Here is a 17,439-nt window from a genome sequence, read left to right as displayed (position 1 = left end):
AGGCTAATTCCTTTCTCCTACTATTTTTTCAACAATTCTAAAGCATTGGCCGCAGCAGCTTGCTCTGCCGCTTTCTTAGAATGGCCCACACCTCGTCCAATGATTTCATCATATAAACGAACTGCCACATGAAACTCTTTACTGTGCGCTGGACCAGATTCACTTTCAAGTTCATAGGCCAACTGAATCGCACCCTCTTTTTGTAACTCTTCCTGTAAGGCCGTTTTCGCATCAGATAAACGTGTAAAATCACCATTCTTGATCTTAGGATAAATGGTTAGGGACATCAAATGCTCTATCGCATCTAACCCAAGATCAAGATAAATCGCACCTAGAACCGACTCAAATAAATCGCATAATAAAGATGGGCGCTTGCGTCCATTACTTGCTTCCTCACCCTTACCCAAACGTACAAACTGGTCAAAACCACACTCAACACAACGTTTAGCCAATGACTCCTCGCGAACAATTAAAGCACGTAAAGACGACATCCGTCCCTCATCCATCTCGGGATAATTACGGTATAAATAATTAGATACCACTAACTCTAAAACCGCATCCCCTAAAAATTCAATCCGCTCATTATCCTGTAAAGCTAGCTTTTGGTTCTCATTCACATATGAAGAATGGGTAAACGCCTCAATATAATGCGTTTCATCTTGTATTTCCAAACCAAACCGATCAGCCAATAAAGCCTTCACACCTGACAAATCCATGAAAATTCCTCCTTATTTATTTTCAATAAAATAAGGCTGGACAACCAACTGCCAGCCTCCTCAAACATCGAATCATAAGCCTACTTATGGCTATCGATATACTTCACAATATCCGCAACAGTTTTAATTTCTTCAACATCATCATCAGAAATCTGGATACCGAAATTATCTTCCAATTCCATCACCAATTCCACAACATCCAACGAATCCGCACCCAAATCGTCCGTAAACGACATCTCAGGCGTCACACTAGAAGCCTCCACACCGAAACGTTCCACAATTAAAGCCGCTACTTGTTCAAAAGTTGTACTCTCTGCCATGAAAATCCTCCTAAATAAAATCCTATGTTACACATCAACTAAAACCTTTTATTTTTTGAAAAAGGGGGAAACTAGGTCAAGCTAACCCCACTTTCAGCAAATTTATTCTGCCTTCTTAGCAGCCATTTCTTTTTCAAATGTTGTGGCCAATTCCTCAATAATACCTGCATCTACAATTGTCGCTGCTTGTAAAATTGTATGAAAGACACTGGTCGCATTTGAAGAACCATGTGCTTTTAATACTGGTGCTTTTACACCAAATAAAATACCGCCGCCTGCTTGGTCTAAATCAATTTTAGTCATCATATCTTTTAATGACCCTTTGATTAGTAAACCACCAAGTTTAGCGCTAACGCCACCGTCCATAATCGCATTTTTAACCAATTTCATTACAGCAGCTGCCGTTCCTTCCACTGATTTTAATACGGCATTTCCAGTAAATCCATCGGCTACGACAATGTCTGCTACCCCGTTTAAAATTTCACGAGATTCGACATTACCAGTGAAATGAATCTGATCATTGGCTTTTAATAAACCAAAGGCTTCTTTCGTTAAGTCATTCCCTTTATTGTCTTCAGTACCGTTATTTAATAAACCAACTGAAGGTGCAGTTTTTTTCAAGACTGCACGGGCATAGGCTGTTGCCATGACTGCATATTGATTTAAATATGACGCTTTTGATTCCGCATTGGCACCACAGTCTATTAATAATACTGAGTCCCCGATATTGGCTAAGTTTGGTAGAGCTGCCATTAAGGCTGGACGCTCAACACCTTTCATCCGGCCGACCACTAGTAAGCCTGCTGTTAATAAGGCGCCTGTGTTACCGGCTGAAATCAAGGCATCTGCTTCACCGTTTCGTACTGCACGCGCTGCCATCACCATAGATGATTCACGTTTTGTACGTACAGCTCTTACTGGGTCATCTTCAGATAAAATCTTATCTGCTGCGTGAACAATCTCCACGTTTTCAGGTGTAGACCCTTCAATTTCTGCTTTGATCGCATCTTCATCTCCATAAAATATGATGGTGACGTCTTTACGTTCAGCTGCAGCTTTTAAGCCACCCAAGACGATTTCTTTAGGCGCGTTATCGCCACCCATTGCATCTACTGCAATTCTCATTCCTATGCCTACTTTCTACATTCAATAAATTCAAAAATCTGCTCTTATTATATCATACCCCAAAGCCACTTGTAGCCTATAAGGGAAAAAGGATTTCAGCTTGAAAACTTACACCACCTTGGCCCTAATTGTCTTTATTTTTGCCTAAATTTTTATTGCATCAATAATCCTAAGCGTTGATTGTTGTCACTTGCTGGTCAAGCCATTCGGCTAAATCAGTGAATTCATTTAAATGGCCTTCAAAGTAAGGAATAAATTGGATGGCGTCTTCACGAGCCACTTCTAAAATGACACCATCTTCAATTGGATCAGCCACCTTAAATTCTGGTAGACCAGACTGACGGGTGCCAAAGTAATCACCGGCACCACGTAATTCTAAATCTTGCTGGCTAAGGTAAAAACCATCCGTCGATTCAACCATGATATTCATCCGCTGTTTCCCGTTATCTGTTCTTGGATCAGCTACTAAAACACAATATGATGCATGGTCACCACGGCCTACCCGTCCTCTTAACTGATGGAGCTGGGCTAAACCAAACCGGTCAGCATCTAGAATCACCATATAAGTCGCGTTTGGTACGTTAACCCCTACTTCTATCACCGTTGTTGACACCAGTATTTGAATATCATTCTTCTTAAAGGCTTCCATGACTTGGTCTTTTTCATCCGCACTCATTTGTCCGTGCAATAAACCAACTGAAAACTGACTGCCAAATTGCGCCACATAAGTTTCATAAATATGTTCAGCATTTTGTGCTTCTAAAGCTTCTGATTCACCGATTAAAGGACAGATAATATAAACTTGTCGGCCTTTCCTCACTTCTCGCCAAATCTGTTCATCAACTTGGGCTTGTCGGTTATGGCGAACCCATGATGTTTCAATCGGAATCCGACCCGAAGGCATTTCCGTTAACTTAGAAACGTCCATATCCCCCATCATTGTAATCTCCAATGTACGAGGGATTGGCGTTGCGGTCATATACAGGACATTAGGCGCTTTAAATTCACCTTTTGCCACTAATTTAGACCGTTGGTTAACCCCAAACCGGTGCTGTTCATCAATCACAACCATCCCTAAGTCAGCGAATTTCACATCATCTTGAATCAAGGCATGTGTCCCAATTAAAAGGTCAATGTCCCCGTTTACCAAATCGGCTAAAATTTCCCGCCGTGCTTTAGTTTTCGTCGACCCCGTCAGTAAAGCCACTTTGTAATCCGTTTTTTCAAAGAATCCTGAAATGGAGGCATAATGTTGGTCAGCTAAAATTTCAGTTGGTACCATCATAGCGCCTTGAAAACCTGCATCAATCGTTGCCACTAAGCAAATCATAGCTACTACCGTCTTCCCGGATCCAACATCTCCTTGAAGAAGGCGGTTCATCTGGAAGGGTTGCCGTAAATCTGCGCAAATCTCATTGACCACAGCCTTTTGGCCAGCCGTCAATTCAAAAGGAATAGTCTGGATAAAGTCACGAAGATGGTCGTTATCATAAAGTATTTGAGCACCATTGGCAATTCGGCGTTGTTGTAATTTGCGCCATTGTAATTTCAAGGCGTACAAGAAGAGTTCTTGGTATTTCAATTGCCTACGTGCTTGTCGGTTGTTTTCTTGACTATCTGGAAAATGAATTTGCTGGATGGCTAACTTATGCGGCATGAGTTGGTATTTTTCCCGCAAAGCTTCGGGCAATAATTCCACAACTAGGTCCCCGTATAAATCGATGGCTAGTTTGATTAAATCGGTCAGCGATTTAGTTGATAGACCCTGAGTTAGATGATAAATTGCTTCAAAATCATTATCACCACTCTCCTCATCTTGGTGGTTGGAGAATAGTTTGATGCCTACAATTTGTTGTTTAGCCGCTTCAAATTTCCCATAAACAACAATTTCTTGGTTGACCTGAATATTCTTTTTTAAGTAAGGCTGGTTAAAGAAGATAACCTGCAATACCTCATGGTCCATAGCTAAGCGAAAGGTCAAACGGTTACGATTGCGCCCAAAGTATTGGACAACGGGTTCCGTCACTACCACACCTTTTACTGAAGCTTTGGTATTATCCATTAATTCACCGGCCGATTTTACAGACACATCTTCGTAACGGAAAGGGAAATGGTAAAGTAAATCTTCAACCGTTGAAATCCCAACCCTTTCTAATAATGCCGCTTTTTTTGCGCCAACACCTTTCAAAACTGTCACTGAATCGGATAAAGCTCGTGCCATCATAATCCCCCCTTTCCATAAAAGTAGCTAGCTATAATGAAAGAAACCCGGTTAAACCAGGCTTCTTCCATTAAATTCACCTTATTATTAAGATCATTAGCGTTTTGACCTTTAAATATTGACCTGGCTCAAGATTTCAATCAAAGCACGTCGATTCGCAAATCCGGATAAATGGTTGGCAATTAAGAAACCATCTGCATTGGTTTCTTCTTTCAAACGGCGCAACTGCATTTCCACTTGTTTAGGTGTGCCGTATACTTTTTTAGACGCATGCCTATCTTCTGCATCCGGATCAACAGTTGTAACAAAATCTCTTGCTTCAGACACTTCCATCAACTCTAAATAAGCACGTTTGTCATCTTCTAGTGCATCTATCCAATCATTTAAGGCATAGTTTAGTACTTCCTTCATATTGCGCTTTGTAGAAGTCACTGCATAAAGGGCGATGAATACTGAAGGTTTTGGCATCCCTTTAGAAGGTTTGAAGTGTTTTCTATAAATCTTGATTGTTTCAATACATTCAGCCAAATCTCCTGAGAAGAATAAACCGAATACCATTCCTAAACCTTTCTCCGCAATAAACTTCGCATTACGGCGTGAACCTAGCATAGTATAAAGTGGCGTCACGCCGTCAAAATAAGTAGGCATTACACGTAGCCCATGCATCTCATCTTCAGTTGCTAGATCATCATAAAGTAAACCTGCAATTTGTGAAATCGTCTTTTCATAATCTAGTCCACGGTTAATCTGCATCCCCAATGTTTCCTGACGGGTAACTTCTTTTGGCATAGAATGGCCAACACCTGCTTCAACACGTCCAGGATACATGGCTTCAAGCACCATATAGTTCTCTGCAATTTGATAAGGAGTGGAATTATTGATAATCACCGCACCCGTACCCAACTTAATCTGCTTTGTTGCTGCACCGTAACGGGCTAATAATAACTGTGGAGTTGATGATAAGACAGCTGGCGTTGAGTGGTGTTCTGTTAGCCAGTATCGGTCTAAGCCCTTTTCATCCGCCAATTTAGCTAGTTCTATTGACTGCTCAAAGGACTCTAATACCGATGTATTTTTATCCCGAGGTATAAAATCTAAAATACCTATCCCTAAAGTCATTTTGTCACTCCTCTTACTGATTTCAATAACCTTATTTTACCATATGTAGAAATAGAATAAACTGTTCAATTACTTTTACAAAAAATGAAGTTAAATCCAAAACTGTCAATAATGATCGATATCCAATAACCCGTCCCAAGCATACTGTGTCCTTATTCCCAACAATTTATGATAAGTTTAAGTGGATGAATAAAACACCTTTGGGAGGTAGAAAAATGAAAAAAAATTTGCGTTATCTTGGACTGGCTTTAATCACTTTGGTGGTCGCTGCTTGCGGAAAGCAGACGGAAGATACACAAACCATCAAAGTGGCCACATCACCTGGCCCCTATTCTATTCTATTTATGGAAGAAGTGGCCCCAAGATTAGAAGAACAAGGCTACACCGTTGAAGAAATTCAGTTTTCTGAATTACGCCAAGCAATGATTGCTGTTGATGAGGGTGAAGCGGATATCAATGTAGACGGTAACCGTTTGAACACTGAAAGCTATAACGATACTCTGGGTGCTAGCTTTCAACAAATTGTCCGTATCCCAACTGTACCGGCAGCTATCTATCCGGGGCAAAAAGACAGTCTTGATGCTGTTGAAGCAGGTGATACCATTGCTATCGGTAATGGTACAGTTACCATGATGCGTGGTTTACTACTCATGGAAGACCTTGGGTGGATTACGTTAAATCCAGACGTTGAACCAGCCAAAGTGACTGCTGACGATATCGAAGAAAATCATGTAGGTATTGAAATTATCGAAATGCAAGGTGCTGCTATCCCACCCGCAATCCAAGACGTTTCCTATGCCTTAGTTGCTGGTTCAATCGCTTATGACGCGGGTATGGACTTAGATTCTCGTTTAGTCACAGAACAACCAATCGAAGGCTTACTACTTGAAGCTATTACGACTGCTGATAAAATGGATCAAGCTTGGGTGGAAGATGTCAAAGCTATTTACCAATCAGAAGACTTCAACCAAGCAGTTCTTGACCGTAACGAAGAAATTGGTACAGAGTTTTGGATTATCCCTGAAGAAAATCAATAGATTATAGACCTATACAAAAGACAAAAAAGCCATCGTGGTAAGGGTTCATCCCCAACCACGCTGGCTTTTCTTATATACACATTGAAGTAATTTTAGGTCTTTCACATATCGCTATGACACAGTGACCCTAGCTAGCGCGTACACTGACAAACTTTATCATCAGCAATTTGAACACCGACAACAGCTTCCACCATATTTTTAGCCACTAAGTCTAGATTAGCCAAGTAATAATTACGGTCAGTTGCATCTGCCAGGAAAAATAATTCCAACAAGCGGTAATTAATTCCCCAACGACGGGCATTGTTACAATTCAACAAGTCCCCTCTTTTTGATAAGCCTAAACCATTTCTAGTGACTAAGCCAAAATGCTTTTGAATTACTGCAATCAAGTTATCATCTATGGCATCTGTCACATAGTCAGCATGAATAATCACATGCCCACCCTTCTGCGGTTTAGCGGCCGCATCCATATGTACTTCAACAACCACCCAATCCGCATAGGTCTTCATATCTGTTGCATGTTGGTAAAGATTGTCCATATAGAAAGCCACTTTGATGCCAGCTGCTTTAGCCCATTTTTCAATATAGGGTTTTAACTTCCGTACCATTTCTGCCTCAGTAAATTGCCCAGATACGGCACCTGGGTCCCCATTTCCATGTCCAAATGCAATTAAAAGGCCTTTATATTCTTTAAATGTTGTTGATTTCATCTTGTCTCCTAACCCACCAACAAATGGCGAATAGATTGTAGTTTGTCCATCAAATTGCGTTTCTTATTGTAAATAGCTTGGCGAGAAATTGGGTAAATTTCAAGTAATAACTTGGTCTTCCCCTGACAAGCAATCACTTGGTATAGAAAGTCTAAATCACGATGTTGTAATATTTTCGCTGCCTCAGCTAAGAAATGCTCAATATCCGCTGTTAGCTCAATCCTCGGCCCCTCACCTAAACCAGCCTCAAATACCCATTCATCCGCTGTTGAAAACTCCTGACCACCCTGACGTGTGTGCTTACGCAATTCATCCAACACCCGCCAAGTTATCACCCGCTTCACATAAGCCACAAACCGGTAACGGTCAGCCTCACTTAGCGAATCCCCATCAAAATCCTCCGCTGCTTGATATAAAGCAATCTGCGCCAACTGGTAAATATCATCGTAATAAGACTTATACACATCCACATGATACCGATTTAAGACATGCACAATCACACCATGATACTGGTCCAACAACTCCGGATACTGATATTGATCAAACATAAAAGCAATTTCCTCCCCTAAACGAGCTTAAAGTATCTTTTCATCACCTGCAGGTAACTTAAAATACGTTTAATACTCGGAAAAAGGCAAGCTCATACTAGGATGTCTGGCTAGTATTTTTTGCTAGAATTATCAGTTAAAAGATAAAAACATTGAATCAAAACGGCTAATTTCCGTCAAATTATCACTTATTCAATATAAAACAATCTATTTTCAAGTCCTAGCAATTAATTGGTTTCATTAAAATAAATACAATGTTATAAATAAGATAACAAAAAGTATAAAGGTGGTAGAACATGCGCATAGATAACAGCAAACTTGAAACAGTCCCAGAAAAATTCCATTGGCAAGACCATCTCAACACCATCATCGAAAAAGCCATCACTGGAAATCCCCGTCACTTCAATCAACTGCTTCAAAACATGTCCCTCCTCTATAATGTGTCGGCATTCAAACTCCCTTTTAAGACAATTATTCTTTTCACCGACCAATCCTTTGGCATTAGTCACCTAGACACCATGTCACTCTTGAAAGCTTGGCATGACCAATACGGCTTCCCGGCGACTTATTTCAATCAAGCACACACGCATATTCTGGATAGTAATAAGCGGTTACCGATTACCCTTGGAAAATTTGCCTTCCAACGCTTTCATGATGAGAAGGAGATCAATCACATCCTGGCCTTACATAATATACGAGTCTACTATGCGGACGCCCAGTGCAAGAAGGATACCTGGATTGAAGTAGACAACCACTTCAAATATAGAATCAATCTAAAAAATAAATATTTAAGAGAAAAAATGGATTTTTATGCCACCTTCCGCCAACAACACTTACGATTCTTTAATCAAATGGCTTTTTATAGTCAGTTCAACCACTTCACTCATCATCAATCATTAAGTAATCAAGCTGATGAGGATACACTTGACAATCAACAATTTATGGTCAGCGAATCTGCCTATCAACCCATTAAAGCATATCTAGACTTTGGCCAGCTAGATAGTATGTACCAACTTTTCGCCAATATTCTCTACTATGTTTTTGGTCAAGAGAAATTAAAGAAAATCGCTGGCAAAAACGCACAAAAGAAGATACGGAAAATCCAAAAAGGCGTTAAAGAATAGGTTTAAACGCTGTACAGGGATAACGGTAAACTAAAAAGGCTGAGCTACCATTAGCCCAGCCTCATGATTGATTATCTTCCTTAACTAGATATCAATTTCTAACAAAATTGGCGTATGATCTTGACGCGTGCCAGAATCTAGTACCTCGGATTTTTGCACTTTGTCTGCAATCCGGTCACTCACCAACCAATAATCAATGCGCCATCCTGAGTTATTGATTTTACTTGTTTTCACTCGTTGTGCCCACCAAGTATAAACACCTTCAACGTCGCCATGAATATGACGGAAGGTATCTGTGAAACCGCGGTTTAACAAGTTGGTAAAGCCAGCACGTTCTTCATCAGTGAAACCAGCAGAAAAATGATTATTTTTGGGGTGTGCTAAGTCAATTTCCGTATGTGCGACATTAAAGTCACCACAAGCAATCACTGGTTTCTTCGCATCCAAGTCCGCTAAATAGTTTGCATACTGAACGTCCCAAGCTTGGCGGTCTTCTAAACGTGCCAAAGCAGATCCTGCATTTGGTGTATAAACATTGGTTACATAGAAATCAGGGAATTCAAGTGTAATCATACGACCTTCGTAATCCATCGTCGTTGGTGCCCCAATTTGCGGGAAAGTGACTTCTGGCGTGTAGTCTTTCTTATACAAGAACATGGTACCAGCGTAACCTTTACGGGCAGGCTCCACACTAGACACCCACTGAATCTCATAATCTGGTACATTCGCTTCCAATAGCTCAAGGTGCTTTTTCGTAGGACCCTTCGCCGATAGTTTCGTTTCTTGAATCGCAATCACATCTGGTTGATGTTCACGAATCATCTTTAAAACCTCACGTGATAATTCTGCACGCGGAGACGCACCAGTTAAGGCTGCATTTAAAGAATCAATATTCCATGAAATTAACTTCATCATTAAACCCCTTTACTCATTTTGTGACTATATTTTAGCATAATCACAAACATAACCGAAATGAGACATAAGAGTGAGTGAGTTAGAGGTTATAAAGCATGGCTATTTAAGATCGGATTACTTGTCAGATTTCTTTTTTTTAGGCATTGCTCTGAAAATATAAATATTTGTTAAGTTACCCAGAAAGTTCACGTCATCACATAGCATTTCGTATACTCATTTAAACTATTCATAAAGTAAATTCATGATACTTTATTCAAAACCATTTTAACGTTGTACTGTGGCTTTGAATTATAGTCATTTAAAATGTCAAAAAAGCCACCCTCACCGGATGACTTTTGACTTGCTTACTAGTGCTTACTAGTCTTCATCTACCCAATGGTATAAGAAGAACATGTAGCCCCAAAATTTCTTGATTTCTTTAAATCCTGCTTCACGATTGGCTTGCCACCAAGTCACTTCCTCGCCGCCAACATCATGGTAAGTAGCAACATAAGTTAAGTCAAACCCATAGTGTCGATTTTGCCGCTCGTAAATCATTTTTGTCCGCAACATATGGTAGTCAGATGACGTAATAATGGCTGAATCATAGCCCATTTCTTGCATCATCTTCAACGTATTTCGTGCGTTGGTATAAGTAGACGTTGCATTTGCTTCGTTAATTAAAGCATCACTTGGCGCGCCAGCCCCCACATAAAAATCAAAGTTTGACTGGGTTAGTGGACTAACGATAATTTTTCCTGACTGTGAATAGCCCGCTTCAAGCAAATCAACTGCTTCACCGGCCCGCTCACTAGCGCCTTCTGGTACTACAATAATATCTGATACTTTTGGTTCTTCATCTACAATGAGGTTACTGATGGTAATCATACACACTAAACCAACAGCGATACCCATGCCGGCAAAAAAGCCCGCAAATCGAACAAGATTATTTCCTTTCATCTGCATTCCCCATTTTGATAAGCATTTTCCTTTTGTCTTATCTTACCACATGGGAATTACCGGATGAAAAGTAAAGTATCATTTTCCAAAATCAAATATAACCTTATTATTGTGTTTCCTTGCAAGCGAAGCAACATCCCTTTGGATCATTTCGGTAAATTGATCTGCAAATTTAAGCATATCAATTGGCTGTTGATTTAAGTCAGCATTCTCAATATATGCTTTTAGCCGTTTTTGTACTTGTTTCATTTCAAAATCGATTTCGTCTGGATGCTCAGCACTCGCAACTGCATAGCAAAATTCATCAATTGGCAGATCTTCACAGATGTCAATAATATTGAATAACCGTTCCTCATAATTAATAAGTTTTGGTATATCACAAATTTCCGTAATCACCGGCAATATGACAATCCGCGCTTGCTCCAAGATATCCTCAACAATTGCAGTATCCCCTGGTTGGATAAAAATATTTTTCACACCGGGTAAGTTTGGAACTTCAACATCTTCATAATGTGCAGCGAGAACTTCATAGCCCGCCGTAGAAAATTGTTCTACCGCCTGACGGCCAATCGCGTTCGTTGCACCGATAATCGCTACTTTATCCATTTTCTCCACCACAATTTCCTTATAAAAATAAATGTCACTCACCGACTGTTACTGATCTTCATATCGTTAAAGCATATATTTATAGCTTGTCTATTAAAATTCCCTAAAAATACTTTCCAGAAAAATATATACTGCCAAAATAATATGAACAGTTGCATATCCTTTGCATAATTCCTCTTCAAAATGCGCTTATTAAACGACCCTTTAAAAAATTATGCTTGTAGAGATTCGTAAAAATGAGTTTCAATTTTATGTAGAAATCCTCCCTAAATTTAGCATATAAACATGCACATTTATTAATAGTCAAACGTCGTATTGTACCTATTTATTATTTTTTTCTTCCAAAGAAATACTTCGTATCCGCTTACATTATATATTAGATAAAGCTAAGAAGGTAGTATTTTTCATGTTTATCAAGGATTAGTTGTCAATTTGGGGTTAATATAATCTATACATAATTTATTTAGTACAATTATGTTTTGATGGAACATTCGTGATGTATAGCGGTCTTACTTTTCAGTAAGTAAGTCGATAAAATTTTCTTTCACCAATTCAAAAGCAACCATGAAATTACTTTTCATTAAACGTGTTTCATCAATATCTAAACCATTAAAAACTTGTTCAATGAGTCCCCCCCTTTTTATTGTAATAGTATCTTTTGTCTCCTACTCCATCCTTCATCATGGAAAGAATTGGTACTTTATTCGCAATAGATAACACCAGTGCATGATATCTTGATGTAATCACCATTTCCGCATGGAGCAATATATGAAGTAAATATTTCCTGAAAATCAAAATTATTTAAATAAATTTGTAAAAATTCACTATGATTTATACAGTCTTATTTATGTCTATCTTATACCAGCTATTTAGTCTTAAAAAATTTAATTGTATCAATATATGACATTATCTCATAGTGAGCACAAATAAAAGACAAAGCATCAAAAAGCTTTGTCTTTTATTTTATATTCAGATATTTCTTAATCCTTAGTTACCAACTCCAATGGTGAATCAATTTTCTCAGGAATTTCTTGCCCTGCATAGAAGTCATAGGCTGCTTGTAATGCTAAACGGCCCATTTCATCCGGTTGTTGCGCAATTGTAGCTGCTAATGAACCATCTTCAACTGCTTTAATACCACCTTCAGTCCCATCAAAACTAACCACTGTAATTTGATTTGATAACCCAGCCCCTTTGATTGCTTCAACAGCGCCTAATGCCATCTCATCATTCTGCGCAAATACAGCTTTGACATCGCTATTTCCTTGTAGCATATTTTCCATTACAGTTAATCCTTCAGCGCGGTCGAAGTTAGCCGTTTGACTATCTAATACATTCAGACTTGTCTCCGCAACATTCATAAACCCTTCACCACGTTCATTCGTAGCTGAAGCGCCAGGGACACCTTCTAATTGAAGTGTACTTGCATTCTCGCCAACTTGATCTACAATGTATTGCGCTGCCATCTGACCACCCGCAACGTTATCTGAAGCTACTAAAGTCACATACTCGCCTGCGTCAGTTGCCCGGTCGACCATGATTACTGGAATACCCGCACTATTAGCAGCTTCAACAGCTGGCGTAATAGCCGCAGAATCTACTGGGTTGATTAATAACACATCAACACCCTGTTGAATTAAATCATCCACGTCATTGGATTGTTTAGCGGAATCGTCTTGCGCGTCAACTGAGATGACCTGGGTCCCATTTTCAGTGGCTAATGTATTAACGCCTTCTTCTAGTGATACGAAAAATGGATTAGACAATGTTGAAACTGACAGTCCCACAGTAATTTCAGCTGGCTCCATATTTTCAACCACTGCCTCATCTGCACCGCCTGGCGCTTCTAGAGAAAAAGCTGGCGCACAACCCACGAGTAGTAGTATTGGCAACAAGAATGTTAAGATTACTTTCTTCATTTATATCAACTCCTTTATTTACGACGGTCAATTAATACAGCGATGATAATAACGATACCCTTCACAATTTGTTGGTAGAAAGTTGAAACTCCTAAAAGGTTTAAACCGTTGTTTAATGTCCCAATAATTAAAGCACCAATCAAGGTACCAAAAATACGTCCCTTACCACCAGACATACTAGTACCGCCTAAAACAACAGAAGCAATAGCATCCATCTCGTAAGATTCGCCCGCAGTAGGTTGCGCTGAATTTAGTCGAGATATTAAAATAATACCCGCTAGTAATGCTAAGACACCTGAAATACTATAAACAAAGATTTTAATTTTATTGCTCTTCACACCGGCAATAAATGATGCTTTCTCATTACCTCCAATCGCAAACGTTTTACGCCCAAAGCTCATTTTATGCAGTAACACGAATAAAAGCGCAAATACTACTAGGGTAATTACGATTGGGAATGGAATACCGAAGAAGTACCCTCTACCCATAAATTGGAAAATAAAAGTCTTATCTAATCCGGTAATCGGTTTACCCTCCGTCAGCACTAAAGTCGCTCCGCGGTAGATAGTCATGGTTGCTAAAGTAGCAATAAAAGGTACTAATTTCCCTTTGGTAATCAATAGCCCATTCACTGCACCAAGAACGAAACCAGCGATTAAACTAACCGTCATGGCAATCAGCGGATCAATCCCGTTGACAATCATACCAGCCATGATTGCTGAACTTAAGGCTAAAGTCGAACCTACATACAAGTCAATCCCACCTGTAATGATGACAGAGGTCATCCCAAATGCGATTATACCGCCAATAAGTGCAGCCAATCCGTATCGTAAAATCATGAAGACAACTCAAGAAATGCTACTAAGAAAAATATTCTCAATCGCCAATTTAATCATAATATGCCATATAAAGTGTTTCTAACAGACATCACTTACCTTCCTTATGGAAGTGGACAATGGGCTTATCTTTCAGCTGTTAAAGATGGTGCTACAGGCGAGATTGTTGCACACCACTTCTCAACTAGCTTAAAAATTAACTTAGTTTATGAAACACTGGATAAATTGAATGATGTGATTAAAGATATGCCATTAATGGATAGGTATATCCACTCAGATCAAGGTGTTCATTATACATATCCTGTTTTCCAGGAAAAAGTAAAAGATATGGGGCTATTTCAATCCATGTCGAGGCGAAGAAACTGTTAGGATAATGCACCAATAGAATCATTTTTCGGACATATGAAAGATGTAGTATTATCCGAAAGAAGAGAAATACTACAAGACCTTTGGTATGCTGTCGAAGAGTATATTGAATTTTACAACAATCATAGTTATCAGAAAAAATTAAAAAAGATGACCCCAACTGCTTATCGGGATCATCTTCTGTGGGCAGTATAACGTTCTTTTTTATTTGTTCAGTTTATTGGTAGGGGGGCACTCTACAATATATAGGACTGATGACTTTAAAAATGAACTGCCCCCTGTCAAGTAGACAAGCAAATAAACAAATTTTTGTGTGCCATGTATGAATTTCTCATGCATGGCTTTTTCTTATAATGGAATCCGTAATCCCATTGATATAGTAACGCGTTTCGAGTTATAAAAGTTAATGTAAGTATTAATGGCGCTCTCTAAATCTTCAAAAGATTCAAAATGTTTTCTTCTATAACACTCATCCTTAAGGATGCCCCAGAAACTTTCCATATGTCCGTTATCAATACAATAGCCTGGTCTCGACATACCTTGTATAACCTCATTTCTCTTTATATATTCTTTGAACCAATGGGAAGTATACTGATAACCACGATTATTATGTATCAAGGTCTTATTTGGTAACAGTTGACCTTCAATTTGCTTAAATGTTTCAGCTACGAGGTGGTTCTTATTGGAAATTCCTAATTTCCACGCAATAATTTTCTTCTCCCATAATCCAAAACTGCACTCAAATAGGCTTTAGAGTGGTTATTGTATTTTAATTCTGTTACATCAGTTAACAGGACTTCATTTGCTTTATAAGTTTTTTTGAATTCGCGATTTAACACATTTTCAGCTACATTTTGTGGTTTATGCGGTTTATAGTTGTTTATGGCAATATAAAAGTACAGAAAAGGGAGGTGCGGATGTTTTTTTGGACTTTTTCAAACAATTAAACCTAGTTTCTTTCTGTAATCAATCGGACTGAGACCGCCTAGAGACAATTTTATTCTTTTGTTATTGTACCAATGCAGGTAATCATCAAGTAGTTCAATGAATGCGTCAATTGAAATATTGTCCCATTTAAAGCCATAGAAGAACTCATTTTTAAGTCTACCGAAAAACCCTTCGCAAGCTGAGTTATCCGGTGAACATCCTTTTTTAGACATGGACTGTGTCAAACCGTTGGTTTTAATCCTTTCAATCCAACCTGGCCATCTGTAGTGAGCTCCGCGATCAGAGTGTATGATTGGCTTTGAATTATCAGCGAGTGTATCAAGTGCCTGATCAAACATACTATTAACGAGCTCCGCATTTGGTTGTGTACTGATAGTCCAACTAACTAAGGCCCCGTCAAAACAATCGATAATGGGCGATAGATAGATTTTTCCGGCGGGAATACGAAATTCTGTAATGTCTGTCAACCACTTTTTGTCAGGTGCTTCAGCTTTGAAATTTCGTTGAATAAGGTTAGGTGTCGCGGGAGTAATTTCACCTGCATATGAACTATATTTCTTTTTAGTTACTGAATGAACAATGAGTTTTTCTTCCTTCATAAGCCGTCTAACAACTTTCTCGGAAACAACAATATTTTGCTTTTTTAGAACGTCATGCATACGACGATAGCCATACGTACGACGACTTTCAATAAAAATATCTTTAAGCATTACCCTTAGATCAGCATATTTATTCGGAAGCTTAGCCTGACTTCTGTGGTAAAAATAACTACTCTTAACTAAATCCAAATTCTCTAGTAAAAGTGCCAATGGATAAAAGGTTTTTAATGCATCAATCACTCTTGTTTTTTCCTTGTTGGAGAGATGTTTTGGATTGATGCCACATTCTTTTTTACAAGTTCGGCAGACTTTTCCAAGATATCTTTTTCCATTCGTAGTCGATAAACTTCCTGTTTTAAAACATCAACTTCATTTTTCAACCCTTCTAGTTGAGGGCTATCAGGCATATTCGTCATATTAGGTGGAAGCTCCTCTCCGATGAGCTCCTCTTTCCAATCATAGAGCGTTTTACGGGTGACCTGCAGGCGCTCAGCAATTTTTTGGACAGAGGTTTCTCGGCTCACAAGATGGATAACGGCCTCTTTTTTCTGCTCTTGAGAATAGGTTAACTTACTTCGCCTGATTTTACGAGCTTCAGGTGCAAGTTCTTTACACCAATCGCTAAGAATGTTTCTATCTGGATAACCCAACATGCGAACAGTTCTAGAATAATTGCGACCGTATTCGATATAGTGATTAACAGCAAACTGCTTTTCTTCTTGCGTAAATTCACGTTTTCTTTTTGAAGTCTTAGAAAGATCACCATTCTCTTCATATTCCTTAAACCATTTGTATAAAGCTTTTGAAGAAGGATAGCCTAATTCATGAATGACTGACGCCAAAGAGTGTTCGTATTTGATGTAAAGTTTTACAGCTTTCATTCTTTCTTCGTAAGAGTACATGGACATTCTCCTGACTTATAGTTGTCCAAGATTATGTCCGCACCTCCAACTATGTACTTCTCTATTGCAAAACACAACCACACTTTCTTCTCTTTCTTTGCTAATCCTTTTCTTGTGCTTTTGATGGAGAATAACTCTTTTCTTGAATAGTATTCCGCTTTAGTTCTCTTGAAATTGTTGATTTTGCACGATTTAGTTGCTTAGAAATATATCCTAAAGACTTTCCTTGCTCATGCAATAGGAATATTATTTCGCGTTCATTAAGGGTAAGATGACAATATGAATTCATAGTTTTCTTCCTTTCTGTAGATGGTAGTACATCCATTTTAAAGGAAAACTATGGATCTTTTTTTTAAATTTTTATGTGTTGCCCTTAAATTGTAAATTCGTCGTAAAAAAAGATGCGAATGATTTCTCATCCACATCAGAATTCGGAGAACCGATTTTTGGTCTACTTTTTTGGGGGGTCGGTACAGGTGCCTGCCGCTT

The 17,439-nt window shown here is 38.9% G+C and carries 19 protein-coding genes and 1 pseudogene; 4 read left to right on the top strand and 16 right to left on the bottom strand.

The features are described from left to right. Positions 1 to 20: 20 nt before the first annotated feature. The 5 genes from rnc to ACUW85_RS07460 all read right to left on the bottom strand — a co-directional run bounded on the left by rnc (position 21) and on the right by ACUW85_RS07460 (position 5,501). Positions 21 to 716, bottom strand: coding sequence for a ribonuclease III (gene rnc, locus ACUW85_RS07480; RefSeq protein ID WP_182023527.1), 696 nt, complete (start codon positions 714 to 716; stop codon positions 21 to 23). Between the two features lie 80 nt (positions 717 to 796). Beyond that, the gene (locus ACUW85_RS07475; RefSeq protein WP_004262367.1) at positions 797 to 1,036 is read right to left on the bottom strand and encodes an acyl carrier protein; all 240 of its coding nucleotides are present in this window, start codon (positions 1,034 to 1,036) and stop codon (positions 797 to 799) included. A 102-nt stretch (positions 1,037 to 1,138) separates the two neighbouring features. Beyond that, the gene (gene plsX, locus ACUW85_RS07470; RefSeq protein ID WP_182023526.1) at positions 1,139 to 2,161 is read right to left on the bottom strand and encodes a phosphate acyltransferase PlsX; all 1,023 of its coding nucleotides are present in this window, start codon (positions 2,159 to 2,161) and stop codon (positions 1,139 to 1,141) included. A 169-nt stretch (positions 2,162 to 2,330) separates the two neighbouring features. Then, the gene (gene recG / locus ACUW85_RS07465) at positions 2,331 to 4,382 is read right to left on the bottom strand and encodes an ATP-dependent DNA helicase RecG (RefSeq protein ID WP_182023553.1); all 2,052 of its coding nucleotides are present in this window, start codon (positions 4,380 to 4,382) and stop codon (positions 2,331 to 2,333) included. A 111-nt stretch (positions 4,383 to 4,493) separates the two neighbouring features. Further along, the gene (locus ACUW85_RS07460) at positions 4,494 to 5,501 is read right to left on the bottom strand and encodes an MsnO8 family LLM class oxidoreductase (RefSeq protein WP_182023525.1); all 1,008 of its coding nucleotides are present in this window, start codon (positions 5,499 to 5,501) and stop codon (positions 4,494 to 4,496) included. A 215-nt stretch (positions 5,502 to 5,716) separates the two neighbouring features. Here ACUW85_RS07460 and ACUW85_RS07455 point away from each other — a divergent pair, with 215 nt between their 5' ends. Continuing rightward, positions 5,717 to 6,538: a MetQ/NlpA family ABC transporter substrate-binding protein gene (locus tag ACUW85_RS07455; RefSeq protein ID WP_259345408.1), complete on the top strand. Its 822-nt coding sequence runs from the start codon at positions 5,717 to 5,719 to the stop codon at positions 6,536 to 6,538. A 131-nt stretch (positions 6,539 to 6,669) separates the two neighbouring features. Here ACUW85_RS07455 and ACUW85_RS07450 read toward each other — a convergent pair whose 3' ends face one another. Both ACUW85_RS07450 and ACUW85_RS07445 read right to left on the bottom strand, forming a co-directional pair. Continuing rightward, positions 6,670 to 7,248, bottom strand: a complete 579-nt coding sequence (locus ACUW85_RS07450) for an N-acetylmuramoyl-L-alanine amidase (RefSeq protein WP_182023523.1) — start codon at positions 7,246 to 7,248, stop codon at positions 6,670 to 6,672. Positions 7,249 to 7,256: 8 nt separating this feature from the next. Continuing rightward, positions 7,257 to 7,796, bottom strand: a complete 540-nt coding sequence (locus ACUW85_RS07445; RefSeq protein ID WP_069286462.1) for a hypothetical protein — start codon at positions 7,794 to 7,796, stop codon at positions 7,257 to 7,259. Positions 7,797 to 8,092: 296 nt separating this feature from the next. Here ACUW85_RS07445 and ACUW85_RS07440 point away from each other — a divergent pair, with 296 nt between their 5' ends. Beyond that, positions 8,093 to 8,920, top strand: a complete 828-nt coding sequence (locus tag ACUW85_RS07440) for a hypothetical protein (RefSeq protein ID WP_182023522.1) — start codon at positions 8,093 to 8,095, stop codon at positions 8,918 to 8,920. 84 nt (positions 8,921 to 9,004) lie between these two features. On the opposite strand, the gene ACUW85_RS07435 is transcribed toward ACUW85_RS07440, so the two are convergent. The 6 genes from ACUW85_RS07435 to ACUW85_RS07410 all read right to left on the bottom strand — a co-directional run bounded on the left by ACUW85_RS07435 (position 9,005) and on the right by ACUW85_RS07410 (position 14,138). After that, the gene (locus ACUW85_RS07435; protein WP_182023552.1) at positions 9,005 to 9,832 is read right to left on the bottom strand and encodes an exodeoxyribonuclease III; all 828 of its coding nucleotides are present in this window, start codon (positions 9,830 to 9,832) and stop codon (positions 9,005 to 9,007) included. A 360-nt stretch (positions 9,833 to 10,192) separates the two neighbouring features. Then, positions 10,193 to 10,774, bottom strand: a complete 582-nt coding sequence (locus tag ACUW85_RS07430) for a YdcF family protein (protein WP_182023521.1) — start codon at positions 10,772 to 10,774, stop codon at positions 10,193 to 10,195. A gap of 78 nt (positions 10,775 to 10,852) precedes the next feature. After that, positions 10,853 to 11,380, bottom strand: a complete 528-nt coding sequence (locus tag ACUW85_RS07425; RefSeq protein ID WP_182023520.1) for an NAD-dependent epimerase/dehydratase family protein — start codon at positions 11,378 to 11,380, stop codon at positions 10,853 to 10,855. Between the two features lie 621 nt (positions 11,381 to 12,001). Beyond that, a complete protein-coding gene (locus tag ACUW85_RS07420) occupies positions 12,002 to 12,145 on the bottom strand; it encodes a hypothetical protein (protein WP_396027404.1) in 144 nt (47 codons plus the stop codon). 215 nt (positions 12,146 to 12,360) lie between these two features. Further along, positions 12,361 to 13,299, bottom strand: coding sequence for a substrate-binding domain-containing protein (locus ACUW85_RS07415; protein WP_182023518.1), 939 nt, complete (start codon positions 13,297 to 13,299; stop codon positions 12,361 to 12,363). 14 nt (positions 13,300 to 13,313) lie between these two features. Next, a complete protein-coding gene (locus tag ACUW85_RS07410; RefSeq protein WP_182023517.1) occupies positions 13,314 to 14,138 on the bottom strand; it encodes an ABC transporter permease subunit in 825 nt (274 codons plus the stop codon). A gap of 60 nt (positions 14,139 to 14,198) precedes the next feature. Between ACUW85_RS07410 and ACUW85_RS07405 the strand changes: the two genes are divergently transcribed. Further along, a complete protein-coding gene (locus ACUW85_RS07405; protein WP_259345407.1) occupies positions 14,199 to 14,504 on the top strand; it encodes a DDE-type integrase/transposase/recombinase in 306 nt (101 codons plus the stop codon). A 12-nt stretch (positions 14,505 to 14,516) separates the two neighbouring features. Then, positions 14,517 to 14,696 (top strand): IS3 family transposase, encoded by a 180-nt coding sequence (locus ACUW85_RS07400; RefSeq protein ID WP_396027405.1) that lies wholly within the window; start codon positions 14,517 to 14,519, stop codon positions 14,694 to 14,696. 153 nt (positions 14,697 to 14,849) lie between these two features. On the opposite strand, the gene ACUW85_RS07395 is transcribed toward ACUW85_RS07400, so the two are convergent. From ACUW85_RS07395 to ACUW85_RS07385, 3 genes and pseudogenes are all read right to left on the bottom strand, one after another. Further along, positions 14,850 to 15,038, bottom strand: coding sequence for an IS3 family transposase (locus ACUW85_RS07395; protein WP_220456929.1), 189 nt, complete (start codon positions 15,036 to 15,038; stop codon positions 14,850 to 14,852). A 398-nt stretch (positions 15,039 to 15,436) separates the two neighbouring features. After that, positions 15,437 to 16,950 (bottom strand): IS3 family transposase gene (locus ACUW85_RS07390; protein WP_182023516.1). Its coding sequence is split into 2 segments (ribosomal slippage): positions 15,437 to 16,332 and positions 16,332 to 16,950, totalling 1,515 coding nucleotides; the frame shifts between segments, so codons are not numbered across the junction. Between the two features lie 103 nt (positions 16,951 to 17,053). After that, positions 17,054 to 17,239: pseudogene (locus ACUW85_RS07385) on the bottom strand (helix-turn-helix domain-containing protein); the annotation flags it as partial. Positions 17,240 to 17,439: the final 200 nt, after the last annotated feature.

The sequence above is a fragment of the Aerococcus sp. 150760013-2 genome (assembly GCF_053627715.1).
Note: the sequence above shows the minus strand (reverse complement) of the source record. Positions and strands in the feature narration are given on the sequence as shown.